Genomic DNA, 21,913 nt, shown 5'->3' on the forward strand with positions numbered 1-21,913 from the left:
GATGCGCAGCGCTGCGGCGAAACGGCACCAGCCGCCGGGACGTGACAGGAAGCCACGCAAGGAGGACAGCGGACTGAACCGCGAGGTGCGTGCCCAGTTGCTGCGGCTCGACCGCATCGACAGCGTCCTGCGTTCCCAATGGGTCGCGACCGGCTTCAAGGATCGCGCACTCGAGCGCAAGCTCGAGGCGCTGAACACCACGGCGATCGACTGGCTGCGCGAGGTGATCGCGCTCCACGGGTGGCCTGGGCGAAGCCTGGTGGGGCGTGCGGCGGCGGATGCCGCGAGCCGGCTCATCCAGCATGCCGACTGCTCCCTGGCCTTCCAACAACGGTGTCTGCGTCTGCTCAAGGAGGCCGCGGCGAGAGGTGAGGTTCCCCCGCGGCACGTGGCCTATCTCACCGACGTGCTGCGCATGCGGACAGGCAGAAAACAGCTCTTCGGGACGAAGTTCCGCAAGCAGAGGGGCAGGCTCGTCCCGTACCCCATCGAGAGGGAGTCCGAGGTCGACGAGCGACGCAAACAGATGGAACTCGAGCCTCTGCGCGCATACGCTCGCCGACTCGAGCGCACCTATCTGCCGTCGCCCACGAGGCAGCGATGAGAAGCGGACCCGATTGGGAGACGTTCGTGCGGTGCAACTGGGAGAAGGCCCCCGCCCTCCTCTCCCTTGGTCATCCCGTCGTCCCGCCGGCGCAAGCCTTCCGAAGCCTCGTCACGGCGAGCGAGCCGTTCCGGCACGGCACGCGCTTCAGGGCCCTGCCCGACGTGCGGTTCTTCGTCGAGAACGCCCAACTGCGCGCCCCTGGCAAGCTCCTCCCCGGAGCTCGGGAGCGGGATGTGGAGCGCTACATCCGCCGCGCCTCCGCCCTGCTGGGGCACAAGGCGTTCCAGCTCCTCGTCGAGCAGCCGCTCCTGCTCGACTTCTCCCTCTGGAATGACGTCCGGGACTTCGTCCGGGGCCTGCTGGAGCGCGTCGGTGTCCCCGTGCTCCCCATCGTCAGTGACTTGCTCGTGGGCAACTTCGCCCGCTCACCGCAGGGCGTCGCGAAGCGACTCCATCACTCGGTCTTCATCCTGGTCCTCCACGGTCGGATGCGGATCCGTGTCTGGAAGAAGCTCTGGGGCGATCCACCGAACGAGACCGTCGGCTTCGACCGGCACCTCTCCGAAGCGACGACGCTGGAGGCCCAGGCGGGAGACATCCTGTATGTGCCCTCGCGCTCCTTCCATCTCGAGGAGTGCAGGGAGCCGTGCATGGCCTTGCGGTTGTGGATTCCCGCTCGGGGCAGCCGCCCGACCCTTGTGGTCAAGGAGCTGCTCACGAAGCTCATGGACCACCGGCTCGCGCATGATCACACGGTTCCCTATCTCGAATACTCGGGACGCCGCCGGAAGGGGGCCCGCTCCCCGGTCGAGCCCCTGGAACGTGCGGCCCGTGCATTCGAGGAGGTGGCGCGGAGCCCGGATCTCCCGCAAGCGCTGCGCATCATCTGGGCCCGTCGCGTCAGCGCCTGTGGGCTAGAACCGGCTCCGCCTCCCCGGGAGCTCCAGCCCCTGGACGACTCCTCCCTCGTTCGAGGAGCGCCACGCGGTCACATCGTGCGGATGCTGGACAGCTCGGGGCAATGGATCTGGGCCGTCAACGGCCACGTGTTCCCCGGCTCGGGCAGCGCCGAGGCCGTCCAGGTGCTCGAGTCGCTGGAGTCTGGAGCCGCGCTGCGGGTGGGCGAACTCCGCCGGGTGGCGCGGCGAGGGGCCCGGCGTACGGAGATCCGCGAGCTTCTGGAGACGCTCCTCGCGCTCCGCGGAATCGAGCTCGTGTCCGAGAAAGGGGCCTGACGGATGCCGCGGATCGAGGTCGCGAAGAGGTTCGACTGGGATACCTTCGTGCGGCGTTATTGGAACAAGCGCCCGGTGCTCTACAAGGGGACGTCCGCGTCACCCTTCGAGCTCGCGGATGTCTTCGACGCGGCGGCCGGTGCGACCCGGAGCTACTCGAAGCAGAGCTACTCCACGGACTCGCGCTCGAACCTCCAGTTCACGATCGACCGGGAGCAGCAGCTCTTCCTCGAGCCCTGGCTCCCGCGAGCGTCCGACGGTGCCCTGGAAGCCTATGAGGCCCGCGTCCTGGAGCGGTTGGGCTCGCGGAAGTATGCCCTCATCATCGCGAGCCTGTATTCCTCGGGATTCGGCCTCTGGTCCAAGGAGCGGGCCTTCTTCTCGGAGCTGTGGCGGCGCGTCGGCATGCCGCTGTCCGGAGCCATCACGACGCTCTTCCACGGCAACTATGAGCACAGCCCGGTGGGCGTCCACCTGGACCGCTTCACGACCTTTCTCTTCGCGCTGAAGGGACGCAAGCGGATGCGGTTCTGGCCGAAGAAGCCCTGGAGCGCGCCGGTGAGCACGATCCTGGACTACGTGCCCTACCTGAAGGAGTCGTTCGTCGCCGAGGTGGAACCCGGGGACATCCTGTATTGGCCCTCGAGCTACTACCACGTGGGGGAGAGCGCGGGGGAGGAGGTGGCCACCAGCGTGAACGTTGGCATCCCTCGCACGGAGCACCCCACGGTCTACTACGTCGACGACCTGCTGCGTGGCACCATCGACGAACTCTCGCTCTCCGAGCAGGAGTGGCGGAACACCCGTCTGGCGAAGGTGAGCGCCTCACCCCTGGCGCGCGGCGTGCTCACGCGCGCGGGGCCCCTCTCTCCCGAGCTACCGCGCGCGCTCCTCGAGGCCGTGGACGCGTTTCGTGACGTGAGCCGGCCCCGGGAGACGCGCAGGCACATCCAGGCCATCTGGCTCAAGCGCCTCACCGCGGGCGGCTTCGAGCCCGTGCCTCTCCCTTCGCGCAGGCGACGGCTGGAGGATGAAGACCGCATCCGTGTGGACCCGCGGTTTCCGATCCTCTTCGAGCAGGTGGATGCAGGGCACTGGATCTGCTCCGGCAACGGGCATGCGCTGCTCGAGGCGGGAAGCGCGAGGACCGTGGCTCGGCTGTTCGAGACATTGAACTCGGGACACGAGGTTCGTGTCGGAGAGCTTCTGCGGCCGTTTCGTTCTCGCGCGCCGAGGGCACCAGGCGCGGGACGAGTGAGAGGCGTGACGCGCGATGACATGAGAGCCGTGCTGGAGAGGCTCCAGGGGTTTCGGGCGCTGATCCGACTTGGACGTGGCTCTCCGCCCTAGCGGCGTGGCTCGCTTGACGGGGGTGCACGAAGGAGAACATGCTTGCTGCTCCAACTCGCGGTCCCACGGAGACTGTCATGCCCAAGGCTCATGCGAAGGTAAAGGCCCCCCGGTCGTCGAAGCAGGCCAAGCAGAAGCTCGTCGCGATGATGCGCGAGGTGGAGAAGACGACGACGAAGCAGCCTTCGTCCAAGACGGCCCGTGGGTCCTGCGCTCGGATTTACTGCGTCTGACACGGCTCGTGGAGCCCAGCCGCTCGATGGCCCGGAAGGCTGACCTGCTGCTGGAGCTTCCGAAGTCGCATTCAGGGCCGGCCCCTTCCCTGCCTCCGCAATCCCACCGTCTGGTGGAGGCCGTGAGAAAGGGCCGTGCTTCTTCCTTCTTCCCTCCCGTGGCCCAACGCGGCCCCGGAGGGGTGCTTCGAGCCGCGAGGCTCCTTCAGGGCGAGGAGGACGCCCGGCTCCTCCGCTCCACGCTGGCACTGCCCCGCTTTCGTCCGCTGCGAGAGTTCCTCGAGGAACTCGGCGGCTGGTGTCGGCGCGCGGCGCGACGGCACCCGGAGTTGCTCTCGCCGCGCCTGCTCACCGTCACCAACGGGGAGCTGTTCGGTCCGCTGATCTCCGACGCCTTCCTCTTGTGCGCCGCGGCCGACGAAGGCCTTCCTCATCCGGGCCTGCGCACGTTGCTGGAGGGCTTCCAGGCGTTCTTCTCGCTCTTCCTCGAGCGGCTCGCCCGCGACGAGCGCGCGGGAGTGTTTCGTCAGGAAGGCTTGCACGGGCCCCTTGTCGGCCTGTGGGCCCACCCCGAGGAGACGCACAACGGGCGGCAGAGCGTGCTGCGGCTGCGCTTTCGCAAGGGAGGCGCACTGGCCTACAAGCCCCGACCCGCCGGCGGGGAGGCCCTCTTCCTCCAGGAAGGCCGCGGTGGAGTCGCGCGCTCGCTCTTCGAGTGGCTCAACCGTCTGCCCGCCGCGTCCGGCACCGTGCGCCTTCCCACGATGCGCATTCTCGAGGGCAAGGGCCGCGACCGGTCGGCCTATAGCTGGCAGGAATGGATTCCCCGGCCCCGCCAGTGGGGGATCCTCCGACAGTCCGGGAGCGTTCGGCTCGAGGGCTGCCGGCTCACCCCCTCCGAAGCCGAACGCTTCTGGCACCACGCCGGTTCACTCACCGCCGCGTGCTTCGCCATGGGAGCCACGGATCTCCACGCGGGCAATGTCCTGGTGGGCACCCGGCGGGGGACACGACAGCCATTGCCCTACCCGGTGGACCTGGAACTCTTCTTCGCTCCGATCGGCAGGCTCCCGGAGACGGGGCTGATCTCGGACGAGAGAGAGCGTGGCAACCACCATGTGGGGTTCGAGCGTCTGGCGCGGTGGTGTACCGCCGGAGGCCCGCTGGCGTGCTTCTTCCCGTCGCGGGGTGGCGGGCTGAGCCTGCGACGACGGACACAGCCCTGGGCCCGCGAGGAGGCTCGCTCCGTCGTGGCCGATACGGAGGGAAACATTGGCTACGGCGCCTATCTCCTCCCCTACCTCCGCGGCATGTTCGACCTCTGGACGCTGCTGCTGCTCGAGCAGTCGAAGGTCGTCCGGTTCCTGAAGCGCACCTCCCGGCGGCGCTTCGTCCGCGTCCTGGTCAAGCCCACGGCCATGTACGTCGAGGAGTTGGATCGGCTGTTGCTGTCTCCCGGACGATCGCCGGCCGGGCATGCGCGAGGCCGGAGCCGGTTCAGCCGAGCGGAGTGGGAACAACTCCACCGGTTCGACGTGCCGTATTTCTTCCGGCAGGCGCAAGGGGGGCCCTTGCTCCACCTGGCACCACCTCCCGAGCCGTTCGGGCGGAAGCGAGCAGGACAGCAGCGGTTCCTCGAGCCCCACCCTCCCCCTTCGAAGCGTGTGCTGGACGGGGGGCAGATCACCCTGGTCAACCTCGGCGTGGCCGTTCGCGACGCCGTCACCTTCGTCCTCCAGGATGTTCGCCATCGCGTCGCGGAGGATCCACGCCGGGGCGTCCGCATGGAGCTGCGGGACGCGCGGCGCGGAGCGGTGTCCTTCGATTGGAGGGAGGTGGGCCAGCGCCTGACGTACTCCTGGAGCCGCCGGGAACTGCGCGTGAGCATGGAGCCGCTGGCGGCACACGTCTCGGATTGAGTGGCGGCTCGCGCGCTCATTCCCCGGCGGGCAGCTTCTCGATGGCGCGGAAGGCCATCAGCCTGCGCAGGAGCAGCCGCGTGATCGCGCGCGTCGGGCGCTCCGAGAAGCGCTCGATCGCATCCCCCACGGCGAGCGGCTTGCCTCGGTTCAGCGCGCGGATCAGCGCCGCGTGCCCCTTCGCGCCGGGGAGTGCCACCGAGAACCCGTTGGCGGCGACGTGCAGCTCGTCGCGCCAGGGGACACAGAGGATGGGGTGGGCCGCGTCCGCCCGCACCCGGTCGTTCTTCGCGAGCTCCGGGGCGGGACCTTCAGGCGGCGGCTTCAGCCCCAGGCCCGTCACCCATCCCAACCAGCGCAGGCGGAGCGCACGCTCGAGTCGAGGTGCCGCCTTCGGGCTCCGGGCGGCCTCGAGCGCCACGGAGAAGTCGCGTGGGAGCGCTCGTGCGGCCCTGGAGCGCTCGCTCTTCCGGAAGGGCAGCGGCGCGGTCTGTTCCTCCATGGACAGGGCTTCGCCGATGACCTCGGACAGGGCGGCCTCCACCCAGGAGGCCGCCGTCGAGCCGCGGTCCAGCCCCAGGGAGAGCGTCGTCACCAGCCCCTCATCCACCGACTCCGCGACGTGACCGTACTCTCGGGGCCAGTAGAGGAGGTCCCCCGCCTTCCCTTCCAGGACACGCGCGCGCGAGCGGTAGCGCTGGTAGTCGTGAGGGTTCTCGCTCAGCGGCTGCTCCATCTGCTGGAAGACCTTCGGTGGCCAGGCCAGGAGCCTCTTGCGCCCTTCGATGATGACCGTGAAGACATCCTGGGCATCCGTGTGGGCACCGAACGGCGTCGCCCGGTAGTTCCCCGCGAACAGATTGCAGTCCGTGCCGCCCCGGAGGAAGCCGGTGCGCTCGAAGAGGCCACTGTAGAAGTCCCGCAGGCGGAACCAGAGCCCCGGCACGACCGTCTGGCAGTTGTTGAGCATCAGCGCGAAGCAGGTGTAGCCGTGCCGCGCGCGGAGCCGCTCCGCGTACCCTCCGAGCGAGCCATCCTCCGCCCGGGGCAGCAGCTCCCAGTACCTGTCTCCCAGGTATTCGGAGGTCTGCCGGTAGACCATCTTCGGGTCCCCGAGGTAGAGCCGGAGTTCATTCGGCCTCCCCGCGCGTGCATCCGCCGCGGCCAGGGTGAGGCCCTGGAAGAGCGCCTCCGGTGTCGTGAGGGGCTCGGGGAACGGACGCCGCACCACCGCGGGCCTGCTCAGCGGGTGAGCGCGGAGGTAGCCATCCCAGAAGGTCCCCGGGACAGCGAAGCCGGTCGTTGCATGAGAAGAGTTCTTCAACTCCACCTCCCGTGGCCTGTACGCCGCGACGTGCTTTGCTACATCGCCCACGTGCGTTGGGGAAGTCCTCGAAGGGCCAGGGGGCAGCCAACTCGTAGTACCTGGAGATGTCTTCCACTCCAGCCTCAGTCTTGAGATTTCGTCGCCAGCCGGTGGAGCAGTGACCCCGGGGTACATACCTCTTCGGCGATCATCCTGAGCACTCGGCGCCGGGCTGCCGGGGTTCGTTGTTGACGCAGCCGTCGACGGAGGCCAGCAGGCTCATCAGCAGCCACCGCGAGGTGGACGGGCGGAAGGAAGACAAGGGGGAGTTCATGCCCGCGGCGAGTATCGGACACTCATGGCGGCACCGTCGCAAAAAGGTGGAGTTCGTGTCCTGCCCTCACGGAAGCACGCGCTTAAACCCGAAAAAATGCGCCGATGGCTCCTAGGCGGCATCGCGTCCCTGCTCGAAGCAGCGAGACCCGACCCACCCTGATTCCCGGTAGCAAGAGAGGAAGGCCCGTATGAACAAGAAGCTCGTTCGTCGAACCGCCGTCACCGCGACCGTCATGGGCCTGTTCGGCCTGGCGGGAACCCTGCTCGTGCCCTCCGCCAATGCCTCCCAGGCAAGTACCCTCGCCACCTGCAACGCCACCTGGTACGGAGCGGTGGGCGAAATCCCCGAGGGATGGCCGACCGCCAGCGGTGAGCCCTTCCACCGAATGGCGCTCAAGGCCGCGCACAACTCCCTGCCGTTCGGCACCCGGGTCAAGGTGTCCTACCAGGGCCGGTCCGTCACCGTGACCATCAATGATCGCGGAGGCTTTGGCGGCGCGACGTGCCTGGACCTCACCTACGGAGCGTTCACGCAGATCGCCAATACCGACCTCGGCGTCATCCCCGTGCAGTACGAGATCCTCAAGTGAGAGCATGCCCGTGCGCCGGTCCACGGTGTGACATGCCGTGCCCGTGAGTACCAACGCCCTGACGGGGTCCTCCTGCCCGGTGTGCGAGGTGCGCGAGGCCACCACCTGACGTCTCCTTCCCCAAGCTGGAGTTCGGACGCGGCTCCGTGTGCGGTGTGGTCTAGCGCACGGAGCTGTCCAAATCGAGGCCGGCCTCTGGTTGGGCATGGAGAGCGACGGGTGCGACATCTACCGGTGGCACTCACACGACATCCACCATCCAGGAGCGCCACTCCGTGGGAGCATCCCAGCGTCGTAGGTATTGCTCCCGCTCCACCTCTGGCAAGTTCTTCCAGAACGGGGACCAGGCGTGAAGAAACCAATATTCTCCATTGCCCTGCCGCCATCCCGAAGAAGCGGGCTCATACCCAGGAAACGCCCGCCAGGGAGGGGGCATGTCCCCTCCCTGATTGAGGTTCCGAGTCTCCGAGAGGAAGACTTCATTCAGTCCAATCAGGGAGAGATGGCAGACCAGTTCACTCCAAGACGTCACCAGGACCAGGAGTCGCGCTTCGCCGCCATGCCCATGATCCTCACAATGAGGAATGCGCGTGAGAACTTGTTCTCGGCGGAGAAAACCCAGCCAGCCCGAATGGGCGTAGGCCGGAAGATACTGATGAGCGGTTCGTGTGCAGACGCAGCAGCCTGGTGGGAATGAAAGCGTGCGCTCCGCCCGCCAACGCTCCAACACGGGGAGGGTCAAGAACAAGTCAGCCTGCCGCAGCATGGGATAGCCCGCGTAGGCCAGGGTTGTCTCGTCCTCGGCCAGGGGATGTTTCAGCGGAGGACCCGAGCGCTTCTTGAGTCCGAAGATACGCCGGATCTGGCGGTCCAGTTTCATGAGTCTCAGGAGTGAAAGCCGCTAATTTTCATCAATGAAGTCCGCGACCCAGTCCGCTCCAAAATAACCCGCCGTTCCAACGATGAGTGCGCCCGCGAACCCCGTGAGAATGGCTCCAGGTCCCGTTTCGACCCCCGCCGCAGCACCGAGCAGACCGCCAGCCTTCGCCCCCGCGACGGCCGCAGCCCACCCGCCGACTTGACGAATACCCTCCGCCGCTATGGGCTTGACGGAGCCCTGCTTCACGGATTTGGACGTGGCTTTTCCTATATCATAGACCGTGAATGCCATTCCAACGACCTGGACCCCTCGTAAGCTCCGAGTCATCATCATGGCATTTTTCGACTTGATGGCCGACGCGGGGATATTCCCCTCCAGCAGAACCTCCCCCTCTACGGAGGCAATGACGGTCTTGAGCTTCTCGATGCGAGGCTGGAGACTGGGGGTTGATTTCTGAATCCGTGCAAGGTCAGCGAGGATTGCCTCTGTCGAGTGGATCTTCACCCCGGCGGCCGTGGCTTTCTTGATGTCAATATAAACAGGACGGCCCGCGATATTGGGGGCTCCGCCTCTTCTGGTGCTCGCGGACAGGAACCTGCTCTGGTTTTGCCCCAGCGCATGCTCTCCCAATGAGAAGGTCGCCTTGGAATTGGGAGGCTTCATTCCAAAAATCTCTGGATTCGCTTGAATATATTGAGCTTGGCTGGGGCCTGGAAATTCCAGGACCTTTCTCACTAGCTTACCCGAAGGCAGAACCTCATCCGCCAGAACGAAGAGGAAGGCCCGCCATGGGTTGTCGTCAATGAGTGTGTTGCTGGAACTCATCTGCGGCCCCATCGCCCGCCCACCGCCATGTGCCGCGGGAATGAGGACCTTGTCTCCAAGCTTCAACCATCCATGGCGCGGATGTCCAACTGGGAACCGGTTCATGATGAGCGAGTTCCGCTGCTTGAGGTCATCGAGCGAGACCCGGTAGTGCTTGGCGATGAGCCACAGGGAACTCAAACCATCTTTGTCATTAACCGTATGAGGATTGGGCATGAGCACCTAGGCCGTGGCTTGGGCACGGAGGATAGGCGTGAGTTGAAAAGACCTGCAAGGCTAGGGCTACGTTCAGGACGCCACATGACAGTGAATTTTTCGCGCAGGAATAAACGAGGCTGCCGCGGCTGTCCGCCAGACGACAGGTCGATACCGCGTACACCTACCCCATCGTAGAGGTATGCACGACGCAAGGTGGCCTCCATCGCATCCGCCAGGAGGCCAGCCCATGCTGCCGACCATCGAGCACCCGCGCCGCCCTCCACTCACTCCTGTGGGGAAATCCGCGCGGCCCGTCGAACAAGCAGGAGACGTCCTCTCCTGCCCTACTCCTGGATGAAGGCCAGCAGGTCGCGGTTGATGACGTCCTTGTTGATCGAGCACATGCCGTGGCTGAAGCCCGGATAGCTCTTGAGCCGCGCGCCCTTGACCAGCGAGACCGTGAGCTTCGCCGCGCCGTCGATCGGCACGATCTGATCGTCGTCGCCGTGCATCACCAGGGTCGGTACGTCGAACTTGGCGAGATCGGCGCGGAAGTCGGTCTCCGAGAAGGCCTTGATGCAGTCGTACTCGGCCTTCAGCCCACCCATCATGCCCTGCATCCAGAAGCTGTCGCGCAGCCCTTCCGAGACCTTCACGCCCGGGCGGTTGAAGCCGTAGAACGCCACGCTCAGCTCCTTGAAGAAGCTCGAGCGGTCACCGAGCACTCCGGCGCGGATGCCATCGAACACGTCGATGGGCAGGCCGTTCGGGTGCCAGTCGGTCTTGAGCATGATCGGTGGCACGGCGCCGATGAGCACGGCCTTGGCGACTCGCGAAGTCCCATGACGGCCGATATACCGCGTGACCTCGCCGCCTCCCGTCGAGTGGCCGACATGGATGGCCTTCTCGAGGCCGAGCGCGGTGGTCAACTGGGCGAGATCATCCGCATAGGTGTCCATGTCGTGGCCGTCCCACGGCTGTGACGAGCGGCCGTGACCGCGGCGATCGTGGGCGATGGTGCGGTAGCCCCGCGCCGACAGGAACAGCATCTGATCCTCCCAGGCATCCGCGGTGAGCGGCCAGCCATGAGAGAAGACGATGGGCTTGCCATTCTTCGGGCCCCAGTCCTTGAAGTAGATCTGGGTGCCATCCCGGGTGGTGAGATAGCTGCCAGAAATCTTGCCAGCGCGCTCGGTGAGAGAGTCCGTCTGGGTATTCATGGATGTTTCCTTTCAGCGTGTGAGGGAACAAGCAACCGTGATCCTGCACGTCTGGGCTTCGACCCTCCATCGTACCGGGGTTTGAAAGGCCCCATACCAAGGTTCAGGTCAATCGACCCATCTGTACAAAAGACGGTGCAAGCGGCAGCCACCCTAATCACCGCCGAGTCCTGCCGAATCACTCAAAGGAGTGAGCCATGGCTCCCCATCATCTTCATCGGTCCCTATAACGACCTCGCTCAGGCCACCTCGCCGCGTGCCAGCGCCAGGACGAGCAGCAGGGCACACTCCCCCACCTGCTGCGTGGCCCCCAGGAAGTCCCCGGTGATGCCTCCCGCGCGCACCCAGAAGCGCCAGCCGCACACGAGCGCGGTGAGGCCAGCGGCCGCCAGGAGGGCCCACGCCGTGGTCGCCTCCAGCCCTCCCCGCCACAGCAGCGCGCCCATCAGCAGGACGGGACAGGCGGTGGCCAGCATCGCCTGGGCGCCAGAGACACGCACCATGCTCCGGCTGCGTGAGGTCGCATCGCTCGACACGTAGGGAAGGCTCACCATCAGCCAGATGGGAGGGGTGCGCGCCAGGCACTGGCTCAGCACGAGCGCCAGGGGTGCTGCCTCATCGAGTCTCGCCAGCAGCGCGATGCGCAGCACCAGCACGACGCACAGCGCCGCCGCGCCAAAGGTGCCAATGCGACTATCCTTGAGGATCTCGAAGAGGCGCGTGCGCTCGTACGCGCCCCCGAGCGCGTCGGCGGTGTCGGCCAGGCCGTCCTCGTGAAGGGCTCCCGTGAGCAGCATCCCCACGCCCACCACCAACGTGGCGGCCACCAGCGGCCCCGCGCGCTCGACGGCCAGCCAGATCAACGCCAGCAACCCACCAAGGCTCGCGCCCACCAGCGGAAACCAGCCCGAGGCCCACTGCCAGTCCGCCGGGGCGTAGGGAAAGCCTCCCACGGGAATGCGGGTGTAGAAGGCGAAGGCCGCACGGGCGCCCCGAAGCACGGAAGGCAGCGGCATCAGCCCCGCCCCTTGTCTGGAACCCCGGCCTCCTCGAAGGTGGCCATGCCCGCGTGAAGCGCGCACGCGGCGTCCACCAGCGGCAGTGCCGTCAGCGCGCCACTGCCCTCCCCCAGCCGCATTCCCAGCTCGAGCAGCGGCCTCGCGCCCAGTGCCTCCAGCACGTGCCGGTGGCCCGCCTCCGCCGAGCGGTGGGCGAACAGCATCCACTCCCGCGCTCCCGGCACCATCCGCTCCAGCGCCAGCATGGCCACCGAGACGATGAAGCCGTCTACCAGCACGGCCTTGCGCCGCTCGATGGCTCGCGCCGCCGCGCCCACCAGGGCGGCGATGTCCCGTCCCCCCGCGGACCGCACGGCATGCTCGGGACTCGCGCCCCGGAGCCGCCGCACCGCATCGCGCACCACCTCCACCTTGCGCGCCAGTCCCGCCTCGTCCACGCCCGTGCCCCGGCCCACCACCTCCTCCGCCTCCCGCCCGAGCAGCAGCGCCGCCACCGCGGCCGCCACGGTGGTGTTGCCAATGCCCATCTCTCCCAGCACCACCAGGCGCACCTCGTCCGGGAGCGTGTCCACCTCCGCCGCTCCCGCCGCCAGCGCGCGCTCGAAGGTGGCCTCGCTCATCGCATCCTCCACCCGCAGGTCCCCTCCCGGCTCGTCCGCCACCGGGTCGCGCCGGAAGGAGACGCCCTCGACGGGACGGGGCGACAGCGGCCGCATCACCCCCACGTCCACCACGCGCAGCGGCACACCCAGATGCCGGCACAGGACACTGGAGGCCGCGCCACCCCGAAGGAAGTTCTCCACCATCGCCCCGGTGACGGCCGACGGATAGGGTGAGACGCCGTGACGGGTGACGGCGTGATCCGACGCGAAGAGCAGGGCCGCCGCGGGCCGGCTCCGAGGCAGGGTCGTGCCCTGCAACCCGGCCAGCTTCACCGCCACCTCCTCCAGTGCCCCCAGGCTGCCCGGGGGCTTGGTGAGGCGCGACTGTCTTTCCCGTGCGCGCTCGGCCGCCGCGAGGTCCGGCGCCGGAATGTTCCAACGTCCCCGCGCCGACTCCACCGCCCGCGCGCTCGTCTCGTTGTCCCGAGCGCTCACAGCCCCACCATCTGGTCGAGGTGCGTGAGATCCAGTGCACTCGCGAAGTGATCGGCGAGCACCTCGTACGGGTCGGCCGGTGCGAGACCCGCCGTCGTCACGCCGAGCTCCGACAGCAGCGCCCGCCGCACCGGAACGTTCTCGAAGAGGCCGTGCACGAGGGTGCCCGCCACCTTTCCTCCCCGTGCCACGCAGCCCTCGGGCACCTGGTTCGCCTGCTCGCCAGGCCGCACCCGCAGGCCAAAGGGTTGTGCGCCCGGCGCCACCGTCACCTGCCCACAATGGATTTCATAGCCCCGCACCTCGGCACCTCCCGCGGCGCGCATCCCGGGCAGCCCCTCCCCGAGCCGCAGGGACACCGGCGCGGTGGACTTCTCCTTCTCGAAGCGCGTCACCACCGGCAGCAGGCCCAGCCCCGCCACATCCGGCTCCGGTGACTCCACGCCCAGCGGATCCAAAATGCGCTCGCCCATCATCTGGTAGCCACCGCAGATGCCCAGCACCGGTTGCCCCTCGTGCACCCGCCGCATCAGCGCTCCCGCCAACCCCGTGCGCCGCAGCCAGCCCAGATCGTTCGCCGTGCACTTGGTGCCCGGGATGATGACGAGCCGCGCTCCCTCCAGCTCCTCGGGCCGCTCGCACCAGCGCACCTCGACTCCCGGCTCGCGCGCCAGTGGCTCGAACTCATCGAAGTTGGACAGGCGCGGCAGTCTCAGGATGCACACGAGCGCCTCTCCCCGCGCCTCCGGCTCACCCTTGCGCAGGTCCAGCGAGTCCTCACTGGCGATGCCCGTGTCTCCCAGGTGGGGAATGACGCCGGCCACGCGGATGCCGCACCGCTTCTCCAAGAAGCGCACCCCGCCCTCGAAGAGGGTTGGATCTCCGCGGAACTTGTTCACCACCAGGGCTCGCACCCGCGCCCGCTCCGAGGGCTCGAGCAGCTCCAGCGTCCCCACCAGCGCCGCCAGCGCCCCTCCCCGCTCGATGTCCGTCACCAGGGCCACCGGGGCGTCGGCTCGCTCGGCCACCCACATGTTCACGAGGTCGCGATCCTTGAGGTTCACCTCCGCCGGGCTGCCCGCCCCCTCGATGATGACCAGCTCATGGCGCTCGCGAAGCGAGTCCAACGCCTGCCCCACCACCTCGCGCAGCTCGGGCTTGTGCCGGTGGTAGTCCCGGAAGTGCATGCTCCCCAGCACCCGGCCCATCACCACCACCTGGGAGCCCGACGTCGTCTCGGGTTTGAGGAGGATGGGATTCATCTCCGCGCACGGCACCGCTCGCGCCGCCTCGGCCTGGGCGTACTGGGCCCGGCCAATCTCCGCTCCATCCGGCGTCACCGCGGAGTTGAGCGCCATGTTCTGCGACTTGAAGGGCGCCACCTTGAAACCCCGCCGCGCGTAGATGCGGCAGAGAGCCGTCACCAGCAGGCTCTTGCCCACGCTGGAGGCGGTGCCTTGGATCATCAGGGTACGGGCCTTCATTCGAGCGACTCCCGGGCGCGCCGCCAGGCAGCGCGCAGAAGGGGATGGTCCGCCTCGAGTCTCACGCCGAGGCGGATGTGATGCGGAAGGCCGAAGCTGGTGCAGTCCCGCACCCGGATGCCGGCCTGGGCCGCGGCCGTGGCGAAGGCGTGAGCCTCGGGCACCCGGCACAGGAGGAACGTGCCCCCGGAGGCGTCCACCCGGGCGCCGGCCTCGGCCAGGAGCAACTGCTGCGCGCCCCGCAGCCGGGACACCTCCGCCCTCACCGCGTCCACCTGCCCGAGACAGTCGAGCGCCACGCGGCCCGCCGCCAGCGCCGGCACCGACACGTTCCAGGGCGGAAGGGACGCCTGCACCGCGCGAAGCAGCCGTGGCTCTCCCAGCAGATAGCCGAGCCGCAGCCCCGGCAGGGCGAACACCTTGGTGAGCGAGCGCAGCACCACGACATTGCCGCCCGGGCTCATGGCGGGCACGTCCTCGAAGAGCGGCTGGTAGGCCTCGTCCACCACCACCAGCGTCTCGGGCGAGGCCTCCGCCACGGCCCGCAGCGCCTCCATCGGGAAGACGGAGAGGCAGGGATTGCTCGGCCGGCACACGAAGAGCAGTGACGGCATGTGGCGGCGGAGCATGGCGAGCAACGCCTCGAGGTTCCACGCGAAGGGCGGCCCCTCGGCGGCCAGGGAGAGCACCGTGGCACCACTGGCGCGCACCGCCTGGGCGTACTCCGTGAAGGCGGGAGTGAGCACCACCGCGCTCCGTCCCGGTCCGGCGAAGGCGCGAGCCAGCGCCCAGATGAGCTCCACCGAGCCATTGCCCACCACCACCCCATCGAGCGGCAGCCCATGCAGCCCGGCCACGCGCTCGCGCAGGGGGAGCCCGGTGGGGTGCGGGTAGCGCCGCACGTCCGCGGCACGGACGGCCTCGAGCACCGCTTCCGGGGGAGGCAGCGGGGAGATGCCCGTGCTGAAGTCCACGCACCCGGGCGCCGCGTCCCCGCCATGCGGAGAGGGCTCCAGGTGCCACAACTCAGGGCGAGGCGAGGGCAACACGGAACCCCTCCCCATAGACATAGGCGGCCGTCAGCGTCGCGGCCAGCAACGAGGCCGCCACCATGAGGAAGACCGCCCGGCGGATGTCCTCCGCTCCCGGCTGGCGTCCTCCGGCTCCCAACCGGTAGTGCCCCACCTTCTCCAACTCCACTCCCAGTCCTCCGGCCACCGCGGCCATGGGGCGGCCCGCGTTGGGGCTCTCGGTGGCGGCGCCGTCGCGCCACCAGGAAAGCACCGCCCGGGCCGGAGAGGCACCACACAGCGCGCACGCCAGCACGAGGAGCGCGGCGGACAAGCGCGCGGGCACCAGGTTGAGGACGTCGTCCAGCCGGGCGGCGGCCTTGCCCAACCACTCCAGCTCTCCGCGGTAGCCAATCATCGCATCCAGGGTGTTGGCCGCCCGGTACGCGAGCGCCCCGGGGACTCCCGCCACCGCGTAGAAGAGCAGCGGTGCCACCACCGAGTCCGAGGTGTTCTCCGCCACCGACTCCACCGCCGCCGCCGCCAACAGCGGGGGCTCCAGGCCCGAGGTGTCGCGCGACACGAGGCTGCGCAAGGCGAAGCGAGCCGCGGGCGCATCCCCCTCGCGCAGCGCGCGGAAGACGGCCAGGCCCGCCTCGGCGAGGGCCCGCACCGCGAAGGCGCTCTTGAGGAGGTACACCTCGAGCGCCAGTTGCACGAGGGGCCAGGAGGAGACGAGGCGGAGCAGTGCCCACGCTCCGAGTCCGAAGAGCACGGGACCCGTCACCGCCATCACCAGGCCGTGGAGAAAGGCGGGAACGGGCGCACGGGGCGCCAGCCGGCGCAGGCGCCGTTGCAGGCGTCCCATCCACACCACGGGGTGCACCACCGTGGGGGGCTCGCCCCAGGCAAGGTCCACCACGAGCGCGGCCACCAGCACCAGGACCGCGTGCAGTCCCCCGTCCATCATCCGCCCGCCCCCACCACCCAGTCGCCCGGCTTGATCCGCAGCAACAGCCCGAGCGCGCCGAAGTACACCTCGTCCGCCGCGGCCGCCAGGCGCTGGTGCGCTCCACCACTCACGTCACGGAAGGTGCGTCCCAGCGGTGTCTCGGGGACGAGGCCCATGCCGACCTCGTTGGTCACCAGGATGGTGGCGCTCCGCCGCCGCTGGAGCACCCCCACCAGCCGATCCACCTCGCCGAGAATGGTCTCCGCGCCATCCCCCCGAAGCAGGAGGTTGGACAGCCACAGCGTCACGCAGTCCACCACCGCCACGTCCGCCGTGTCCTCTTCCAACACCTCGCACAGCCGGCGCGGCTCCTCCACCGTCTCGAAGAGCCCGACCCGCTCCTCCCGGTGGCGCCGCGCCCTCTCGCGCATCTCGTCGTCGAAGGGCTCGGAGGTGGCGACGAAGGTGCGCCGCGTGCCCAGCTTTTGTGCCAGCTCGAGCGCGAAGCGGCTCTTGCCACAGCGCACGCCGCCGCCCACCAGGACGATCTTCCCGCTCACCGCGCACCTCGCTCTTCCAGCCAACGGCGCACCCCGCGCGCGGTGGCCTCTCGCACCGCGCCTCCCAGCAGGCTGCCGAGCCGGGTGTGCTTGCCCATGTACTCCTCTCCTCCAGGCCCTTCCGGAGCCGCCACCACGATGCAGTCGGTGCCCGTCCCGGTGGCCACTCGCAGCGAGCGGCGGCTGGGCACTCGCGCCTCCATGAGGGCCGCCGTCCGGGCCTCCGCCGCGAGCGCCATGGCCTCCACCAACGCGCTCTCCGAGAGGGGCTGGGACACCTGGCACAGCAGGTTGATGGTGCCCACGCTCCGCAGGGGCCCGGGCTCATCCCCGGCCGCCAGCGCGTTGCCCAGCCCCACGGTGGCCACGCAGCGCGCCGAGAACGCACCGGACGCGAGGTGCACGTCATCGAAGGTGGACACGTCACGCGAGGTGAGCAGGCCCACCGTCTCCTCCGGCGACTCCTCCCCGAGGCTGGCCGTGAGGAGCGCCAGCGGATCCACGCCCGGGACGAGATCGTCGTCACGCACCTGCCGCCACACCACCGCCCGGGCGCGTCGGCGACCCCCGTTGAGGATGGCCCACGAGAGGACGGCGTGCGGACGGGCGAAGCGCACCACGAGCACCCGCCCGCCTCGCTCCAGGGAGGGCGCTTCCCCCTCCAGCGTGGCGAGGGCGGCCGTCATGTCCCCTGCTCCTTGAAGGCGCGCGCAGAGGCCACGAGTCCCTCGGCGACCAGGGGGTTGGAGGCCCAGTGGGCGTGGACGTAGGAAGCCAGCACGTTGGGCGGGCCGAAGCCCTCGGTATGGATGGTGCCGCCGCGACGCTTGCGGATGCGCAGGACTCCACCCTGCTCGGGGACTCCCTCCAACGTGGAGTAGCGGAACTGGTGCCCACGGAAGCGCAGCCCCGCTCCGCCCAGCACGGTGCGCACCGTCGTCTCCACCTCCACGTAGCCGAGCGCCTGGAGCTTGGGCGCCATCACCGCCACCCCGGGCACGAGCCCAACCATGGGGAAGTCCCGGCCCTCGAGGGTGCGGATGGCCTGGCTGAGGTACATCATCCCGCCGCACTCGGCGTAGATGGGGCCGCCGCGCGCGGCGAAGTCGGAGAGGGCGCGCCGCAGGGACTGGTTGTCGGCCAGCTTCTGTGCATGCAGCTCCGGGTAGCCGCCTCCGAGGTAGACGGCGTGCACGTCCGGAGGGAGCGCCGCGTCCGCGAGCGGCGAGAAGGGCACGCACTGGGCACCGAGCCGCTCGAGCCGCCGCAGGTTGTCCGCGTAATAGAAGTGGAAGGCGGCATCCTGGGCCACCGCGATGCGGCAGGTGACGGGGGCCTCGGAGCGATCCTCCTCCGGTGCCTCCGGCAGGGCCGGGGCCTCTCGCGCGAGGCGAAGGAAGGCCTCCGTGTCATTCCATTCGGAGAGGAGCGTGCCCCAGGCGTCGAAGTGCCCCGAGGGGATGCTCTCCTCGGAAGCGGTGAGCAGTCCCAGGTGGCGCTCGGGGAAGGCGAGTGCCTCCTGGGCGGGCAGTCCCCCCACCACGGGCACCGCCGTGCCACGAGCCGCGCGCTGGAGCAGCTCCAGGTGGCTGCGGCTGCCCACGCGGTTGGCGAAGAGGCCCGCCACCTTCAGCTCCGGATCGAAGGCCGCCAACCCGGTGCCGATGGCGGCGATGGTGCGCGCCATGCCCGAGACATCCACCACCGCGAGCACGGGCGCCGCCAGCCACTTGGCCACCTGCGCCGCCGAGCCCTCCTCCGAGTCCGGCGAGGCCCCGTCATAGAGCCCCATCACCCCCTCGATGAGCGCCACGTCGTGGCCCTGAGTGGCGTGCCGGAAGGTGGAGACGACGGCATCGCGGCCCATCAGCCAGCCATCGAGGTTGTGGCACGGCGCCCCGGTGGTGCGCGCGTGGTAGCTCGGATCGAGGTAGTCCGGACCGCACTTGAAGGTGGCCACCTTCAGGCCGCGCGCCTGGAGCGCCCGGGTGAGGGCCACCATGACGGTCGTCTTGCCCACGCCGCTGGACGTGCCCGCCACCACCAGCCGGGGAATCAAGGGAGCTCCGTCCATCAGAAGTCGAGCCCCACCTGGGCGGGAATGCCCTTCTCGAAGGGATGGCGCACGTTGCGCATCTCGGTGACGAGCTCCGCCGCCGCCACCAGGGGCTCCGGAGCGGAGCGCCCGGTGATGATCACATGCACGTGGGCGGGCCGTGCCGCCAGCGCCTCCATCACCTCGTCCACGGGGACGAAGCCGTAGTTGAGCACGTACGTCAGCTCATCGAGCACCACCACCTCGTGCTCACCGCTCGTCATCAGCCGCCGGGCCTCGGCCCAGGCCTCCTGGGCGGCCCGCTTGTCCCGGGAGATGTCCTCGCTCTCCCAGGTGAAACCGCGTCCCATGGTGAGGAAGACGAGCCCGGGGATGGTCTCCGCGTAGGTGCGCTCGCCCGTCTTCCACTTGCCCTTGATGAACTGCACCACCGCGGGCTTCATCCCCCGGCCGAGCGCGCGGAACACCACGCCGAGCGCGGCGGTGGTCTTCCCCTTGCCATCTCCCGTGTAGACGACCAGCAGTCCCTTCGTCGGCCTCGCGTTCACGTTCCACGCTCCTGTCGCTCGAACCACGCGAGGCGCTCGCGCAGCCGCACCACCTCGCCCACCACCACCAGGGCCGGCGGCCCCAGCACGTTGTGCTCCCGCACCCGCTCGGCGAGCGTCTCCAGGGTGCCCACCACCACCACCTGCTCGGACGAGGTGGCCGCGGCGATGTAGGCCGCGGGCGTCTGGGGGCTGCGTCCACACTCCACCAGCCGGGCCAGGTTGGCCTCCAGCTTCCGGGTGGCCATGAAGAGCACCAGCGTGCCTCCGGCCGCGCCCAGCTTCTCCCAGTGCGTGAGGCTGCGAGGCCCCTCGATGTCGTGCCCCGTGACGAAGGAGACGTCGGAGGCGTACTGCCGGTGGGTGAGCGGGATGCCGGCGTAGGCGGCGGCGCCGAGCGCGGCCGAGATGCCGGGCACCACCTCGTAGGCGATGCCCGCCTCCAGCAACTCCTCCGCCTCCTCACCGCCTCGCCCGAAGATGAACGGATCTCCCTGCTTCAAGCGCACCACGTGCCGCCCGGCGCGGGCTCGCTCGAGCACCGCCGGGTGCAGCCGGTAGCCGGCCTGGGTGGAGCCCTGATTGCGGTGGCCCACGAGGATGCGTTCCGCCTGGGGGCCGATCTCCGCGAGCACCGCCGGGGGGATGAGGGCGTCGTAGGCCACCACATCCGCCTGTTGCAGCAGGGTGCGCGCGCGCACGGTGAGCAGTCCCGGATCTCCCGGCCCCGCTCCCACCAGGGACACGAAACCGCCCCGGCGTTCGTCCCGCCCACGCCCGAGGACCCCCTCGCAGAAGCGCACCCGCTCCTCCAGCGAGGCGCAGGCGTCCGGAACGAAGTGCAACCGCGCGGCGGAGACGGAGCGGCGCAGGAGCGACTCGAGGACGAGCTGGTAGCGCATCTCGTCCATGGGGCTGTCACCGCGGACGCCGTCCCGCTCGTAGGGGATGACGCCCCGGGGGAGGACGAAGAGGGCGTCGTAGTGCCCCCCGAGCGCCGGAGTCTCGAAGAACTCCGGCACGAGCTCCGCGCACCCGTGCTGGAGCGCATGGGCGGCGAAGTCCGTGGCGCAGTTGTCCGCCACGAAGCCCTCGCTCCGCTCCGCCTCTCGCCGCTGGCGCACGGCCCACAGCTCCCGGAGCACCTGCGCGCGCTCGGGCACGGGCAACTCCGCCAGGCGCTTGCCGGTGCGCAGGACGAACTCCCGCGTCTCCTCGGGGACGATGGGCAGCCCGAGGCGGCTCGCCAGCGCGTTCACGAGCGTCGTCTTCCCCACCCCGGCCGCGCCGGTGATGGCAATGCGCAATGGCCGGTCAGCGCGCATCGTCCGTGCCCCTGCGGAAGCGGTGGGTGAAGGTCGGGTCGTACAGGCGCGAGTTGGCGAAGTCCTTCGCCTCCAGCACCTCGCCCACCAGGATCATCGCGGTCGCGTTGATGCGCTCGGCGCGCACCTTGTCTCCGATGTCCGCCAGGGTGCCACGCACCACCTTCTGATCCGGCCAGGTGGCCTTCTGCACCACCGCCACGGGGCAGTCCGGTCCGTAGGAGGGCAGCAGCTTCTCCACCACGTCGCGGATGAGGCCGGCGCTGAGGAAGAGCGCCAGGGTGGCACGGTGGCGCGCCAGATCCTCCAGCTTCTCTCCCTCCGGCATGAGGGTACGTCCCTCGGCGCGGGTGACGATGACCGTCTGCGACAGCTCGGGCAGCGTCAGCTCCTTGCCCAGCACCGCGGCCGCGGCGGTGAAGGAGGAGACGCCCGGGATGATCTCGTAGGGGATGCCGAGCTCGACGAGCCTGCGGATCTGCTCCGCGGTGGAGCCGAAGATGGACGGATCTCCCGTGTGCACGCGGGCCACGTCCTGATCCGCGGCATGGGCCTCCTTGAGGACGTCGATGATCTGCTCGAGCGTCATGGACGAGGAGTCGAGCACCCGCGCATCCGGCCGGGCCCGGGCGATGACCGCCTGCGGGACGAGCGAGCCGGTGTAGAGCACCACGGGGCACTGCTCGACGAGCTCGGCTCCGCGCACGGTGATGAGCTTCGGATCTCCGGGTCCGGCACCGATGATGTAGACCTTCATTGTCTTCTCCTCACGAGCAGCGCAGGACGGAGTCGCGCACCAGATCCCAGACATGTCCGGGCACCAGGCCGAGCCAGCGGGCGTCCGTCTCCGGCTTCGCCTCGTGCTCGGTCACCAGCCGCCACAGCCGCTCCGACACCGAGCCGTTGCGGCGGATGACCAGCCGCTCGAAGAGCAGCCGCGCCAGGGCCTCTCCCTCGAGTTCCATCACCAGCAGCGGCGCGGCCACCTCCACCGGGCGCACCGGCGAGAGCCGTACGAAGGGCAACTCCACGCCGGGAAGCTGGGCGGGAGGCTCGAAGCCCGCCGCGGCCCAGTCACACGGCTCCTTGAGATCTCCCACCAGGAAGAACGCCCCCTCGGTGGAAGCAAGCAACGCACCCGCCAGACGTCCCACACGCGCCAT

The 21,913-nt window shown here is 69.1% G+C and carries 22 protein-coding genes; 6 read left to right on the forward strand and 16 right to left on the reverse strand.

All coding sequences use genetic code 11. From position 1 onward, the window contains the following. Window position 1 precedes the first annotated feature (1 nt). The 5 genes from CYFUS_RS31395 (at window position 2) to CYFUS_RS31410 (ending at window position 5,344) form a co-directional block, all read left to right on the forward strand. A complete protein-coding gene (locus CYFUS_RS31395; RefSeq protein WP_232536926.1) occupies window positions 2-604 on the forward strand; it encodes a DUF6624 domain-containing protein in 603 nt (200 codons plus the stop codon). Beyond that, a complete protein-coding gene (locus CYFUS_RS31400) occupies window positions 601-1,842 on the forward strand; it encodes a JmjC domain-containing protein (RefSeq protein ID WP_095988569.1) in 1,242 nt (413 codons plus the stop codon). Before CYFUS_RS31395 ends, CYFUS_RS31400 begins: the two co-directional genes overlap by 4 nt. Window positions 1,843-1,845: 3 nt before the next feature. Further along, entirely contained in the window at window positions 1,846-3,192 is a 1,347-nt protein-coding gene (locus CYFUS_RS31405; protein WP_095988570.1) for a JmjC domain-containing protein, read from the forward strand. A gap of 77 nt (window positions 3,193-3,269) precedes the next feature. Then, the gene (locus CYFUS_RS51885; RefSeq protein WP_198316203.1) at window positions 3,270-3,425 is read left to right on the forward strand and encodes a hypothetical protein; all 156 of its coding nucleotides are present in this window, start codon (window positions 3,270-3,272) and stop codon (window positions 3,423-3,425) included. A gap of 26 nt (window positions 3,426-3,451) precedes the next feature. Then, on the forward strand, window positions 3,452-5,344 hold the full coding sequence (locus CYFUS_RS31410) for a DUF4135 domain-containing protein (protein WP_095988571.1): 1,893 nt from the start codon (window positions 3,452-3,454) through the stop codon (window positions 5,342-5,344). Window positions 5,345-5,360: 16 nt separating this feature from the next. Here the strand turns inward: CYFUS_RS31410 and CYFUS_RS31415 are convergent, their stop codons facing one another. Next, on the reverse strand, window positions 5,361-6,668 hold the full coding sequence (locus CYFUS_RS31415) for a JmjC domain-containing protein (protein WP_157758775.1): 1,308 nt from the start codon (window positions 6,666-6,668) through the stop codon (window positions 5,361-5,363). A gap of 506 nt (window positions 6,669-7,174) precedes the next feature. Here CYFUS_RS31415 and CYFUS_RS31420 point away from each other — a divergent pair. After that, the gene (locus tag CYFUS_RS31420; RefSeq protein ID WP_095988573.1) at window positions 7,175-7,576 is read left to right on the forward strand and encodes a septal ring lytic transglycosylase RlpA family protein; all 402 of its coding nucleotides are present in this window, start codon (window positions 7,175-7,177) and stop codon (window positions 7,574-7,576) included. Between the two features lie 241 nt (window positions 7,577-7,817). Here CYFUS_RS31420 and CYFUS_RS51090 read toward each other — a convergent pair whose 3' ends face one another. The 15 genes from CYFUS_RS51090 to CYFUS_RS31495 form a co-directional block, all read right to left on the reverse strand. Further along, the gene (locus CYFUS_RS51090; protein ID WP_157758776.1) at window positions 7,818-8,456 is read right to left on the reverse strand and encodes a hypothetical protein; all 639 of its coding nucleotides are present in this window, start codon (window positions 8,454-8,456) and stop codon (window positions 7,818-7,820) included. A 21-nt stretch (window positions 8,457-8,477) separates the two neighbouring features. Continuing rightward, window positions 8,478-9,497, reverse strand: a complete 1,020-nt coding sequence (locus CYFUS_RS31430; RefSeq protein ID WP_157758777.1) for a LysM peptidoglycan-binding domain-containing protein — start codon at window positions 9,495-9,497, stop codon at window positions 8,478-8,480. A 326-nt stretch (window positions 9,498-9,823) separates the two neighbouring features. Continuing rightward, window positions 9,824-10,699 (reverse strand): alpha/beta fold hydrolase, encoded by an 876-nt coding sequence (locus CYFUS_RS31435; RefSeq protein ID WP_095988576.1) that lies wholly within the window; start codon window positions 10,697-10,699, stop codon window positions 9,824-9,826. A 239-nt stretch (window positions 10,700-10,938) separates the two neighbouring features. Continuing rightward, on the reverse strand, window positions 10,939-11,715 hold the full coding sequence (locus tag CYFUS_RS31440) for an adenosylcobinamide-GDP ribazoletransferase (RefSeq protein ID WP_095988577.1): 777 nt from the start codon (window positions 11,713-11,715) through the stop codon (window positions 10,939-10,941). Beyond that, the gene (cobT, locus tag CYFUS_RS31445; RefSeq protein ID WP_232536927.1) at window positions 11,715-12,815 is read right to left on the reverse strand and encodes a nicotinate-nucleotide--dimethylbenzimidazole phosphoribosyltransferase; all 1,101 of its coding nucleotides are present in this window, start codon (window positions 12,813-12,815) and stop codon (window positions 11,715-11,717) included. The genes CYFUS_RS31440 and cobT overlap by 1 nt, the downstream gene beginning before the upstream one ends. Next, the gene (locus tag CYFUS_RS31450) at window positions 12,812-14,299 is read right to left on the reverse strand and encodes a cobyric acid synthase (RefSeq protein WP_095988578.1); all 1,488 of its coding nucleotides are present in this window, start codon (window positions 14,297-14,299) and stop codon (window positions 12,812-12,814) included. Before CYFUS_RS31450 ends, cobT begins: the two co-directional genes overlap by 4 nt. Further along, window positions 14,296-15,348: a pyridoxal phosphate-dependent aminotransferase gene (locus tag CYFUS_RS31455; RefSeq protein WP_157758778.1), complete on the reverse strand. Its 1,053-nt coding sequence runs from the start codon at window positions 15,346-15,348 to the stop codon at window positions 14,296-14,298. The genes CYFUS_RS31450 and CYFUS_RS31455 overlap by 4 nt, the downstream gene beginning before the upstream one ends. After that, complete coding sequence (gene cbiB, locus CYFUS_RS31460) at window positions 15,326-16,279, reverse strand: adenosylcobinamide-phosphate synthase CbiB (protein WP_232536928.1); 954 nt, start codon at window positions 16,277-16,279, stop codon at window positions 15,326-15,328. The genes CYFUS_RS31455 and cbiB overlap by 23 nt, the downstream gene beginning before the upstream one ends. After that, the gene (gene cobU / locus CYFUS_RS31465) at window positions 16,276-16,821 is read right to left on the reverse strand and encodes a bifunctional adenosylcobinamide kinase/adenosylcobinamide-phosphate guanylyltransferase (RefSeq protein WP_095988580.1); all 546 of its coding nucleotides are present in this window, start codon (window positions 16,819-16,821) and stop codon (window positions 16,276-16,278) included. The genes cbiB and cobU overlap by 4 nt, the downstream gene beginning before the upstream one ends. After that, on the reverse strand, window positions 16,818-17,507 hold the full coding sequence (locus CYFUS_RS31470) for an adenosylcobinamide amidohydrolase (RefSeq protein ID WP_095988581.1): 690 nt from the start codon (window positions 17,505-17,507) through the stop codon (window positions 16,818-16,820). The genes cobU and CYFUS_RS31470 overlap by 4 nt, the downstream gene beginning before the upstream one ends. After that, window positions 17,504-18,895 (reverse strand): cobyrinate a,c-diamide synthase, encoded by a 1,392-nt coding sequence (locus CYFUS_RS31475; protein WP_095988582.1) that lies wholly within the window; start codon window positions 18,893-18,895, stop codon window positions 17,504-17,506. The genes CYFUS_RS31470 and CYFUS_RS31475 overlap by 4 nt, the downstream gene beginning before the upstream one ends. Beyond that, complete coding sequence (gene cobO, locus CYFUS_RS31480; RefSeq protein WP_095988583.1) at window positions 18,895-19,425, reverse strand: cob(I)yrinic acid a,c-diamide adenosyltransferase; 531 nt, start codon at window positions 19,423-19,425, stop codon at window positions 18,895-18,897. Before cobO ends, CYFUS_RS31475 begins: the two co-directional genes overlap by 1 nt. Next, complete coding sequence (gene cobA / locus CYFUS_RS31485; RefSeq protein ID WP_095988584.1) at window positions 19,422-20,750, reverse strand: uroporphyrinogen-III C-methyltransferase; 1,329 nt, start codon at window positions 20,748-20,750, stop codon at window positions 19,422-19,424. Before cobA ends, cobO begins: the two co-directional genes overlap by 4 nt. Continuing rightward, complete coding sequence (gene cobM, locus CYFUS_RS31490; RefSeq protein WP_095988585.1) at window positions 20,740-21,507, reverse strand: precorrin-4 C(11)-methyltransferase; 768 nt, start codon at window positions 21,505-21,507, stop codon at window positions 20,740-20,742. Before cobM ends, cobA begins: the two co-directional genes overlap by 11 nt. A gap of 10 nt (window positions 21,508-21,517) precedes the next feature. Next, the gene (locus CYFUS_RS31495; protein ID WP_095988586.1) at window positions 21,518-21,913 is read right to left on the reverse strand and encodes a precorrin-3B C(17)-methyltransferase; all 396 of its coding nucleotides are present in this window, start codon (window positions 21,911-21,913) and stop codon (window positions 21,518-21,520) included.

Source organism: Cystobacter fuscus, assembly GCF_002305875.1.
In the GTDB taxonomy this organism is placed as follows: Bacteria; Myxococcota; Myxococcia; order Myxococcales; family Myxococcaceae; genus Cystobacter; species Cystobacter fuscus_A.

Excerpts from the sequence above, each read along its gene's own strand:
- CYFUS_RS31395 (WP_232536926.1), top strand. The coding sequence starts at position 2 with ATGCGCAGCGCTGCGGCGAAACGGCACCAGCCGCCGGGACGTGACAGG.
- CYFUS_RS31400 (WP_095988569.1), top strand. The coding sequence starts at position 601 with ATGAGAAGCGGACCCGATTGGGAGACGTTCGTGCGGTGCAACTGGGAG.
- CYFUS_RS31405 (WP_095988570.1), top strand. The coding sequence starts at position 1,846 with ATGCCGCGGATCGAGGTCGCGAAGAGGTTCGACTGGGATACCTTCGTG.
- CYFUS_RS51885 (WP_198316203.1), top strand. The coding sequence starts at position 3,270 with ATGCCCAAGGCTCATGCGAAGGTAAAGGCCCCCCGGTCGTCGAAGCAG.
- CYFUS_RS31410 (WP_095988571.1), top strand. The coding sequence starts at position 3,452 with ATGGCCCGGAAGGCTGACCTGCTGCTGGAGCTTCCGAAGTCGCATTCA.
- CYFUS_RS31420 (WP_095988573.1), top strand. The coding sequence starts at position 7,175 with ATGAACAAGAAGCTCGTTCGTCGAACCGCCGTCACCGCGACCGTCATG.
- CYFUS_RS51090 (WP_157758776.1), bottom strand. The coding sequence starts at position 8,456 with ATGAAACTGGACCGCCAGATCCGGCGTATCTTCGGACTCAAGAAGCGC.
- CYFUS_RS31430 (WP_157758777.1), bottom strand. The coding sequence starts at position 9,497 with ATGCCCAATCCTCATACGGTTAATGACAAAGATGGTTTGAGTTCCCTG.
- CYFUS_RS31435 (WP_095988576.1), bottom strand. The coding sequence starts at position 10,699 with ATGAATACCCAGACGGACTCTCTCACCGAGCGCGCTGGCAAGATTTCT.
- CYFUS_RS31440 (WP_095988577.1), bottom strand. The coding sequence starts at position 11,715 with ATGCCGCTGCCTTCCGTGCTTCGGGGCGCCCGTGCGGCCTTCGCCTTC.
- CYFUS_RS31450 (WP_095988578.1), bottom strand. The coding sequence starts at position 14,299 with ATGAAGGCCCGTACCCTGATGATCCAAGGCACCGCCTCCAGCGTGGGC.
- cbiB (WP_232536928.1), bottom strand. The coding sequence starts at position 16,279 with ATGATGGACGGGGGACTGCACGCGGTCCTGGTGCTGGTGGCCGCGCTC.
- CYFUS_RS31470 (WP_095988581.1), bottom strand. The coding sequence starts at position 17,507 with ATGACGGCCGCCCTCGCCACGCTGGAGGGGGAAGCGCCCTCCCTGGAG.
- CYFUS_RS31475 (WP_095988582.1), bottom strand. The coding sequence starts at position 18,895 with ATGGACGGAGCTCCCTTGATTCCCCGGCTGGTGGTGGCGGGCACGTCC.
- cobA (WP_095988584.1), bottom strand. The coding sequence starts at position 20,750 with ATGCGCGCTGACCGGCCATTGCGCATTGCCATCACCGGCGCGGCCGGG.
- cobM (WP_095988585.1), bottom strand. The coding sequence starts at position 21,507 with ATGAAGGTCTACATCATCGGTGCCGGACCCGGAGATCCGAAGCTCATC.
- CYFUS_RS31495 (WP_095988586.1), bottom strand. The coding sequence starts at position 21,913 with ATGGCGCGTGTGGGACGTCTGGCGGGTGCGTTGCTTGCTTCCACCGAG.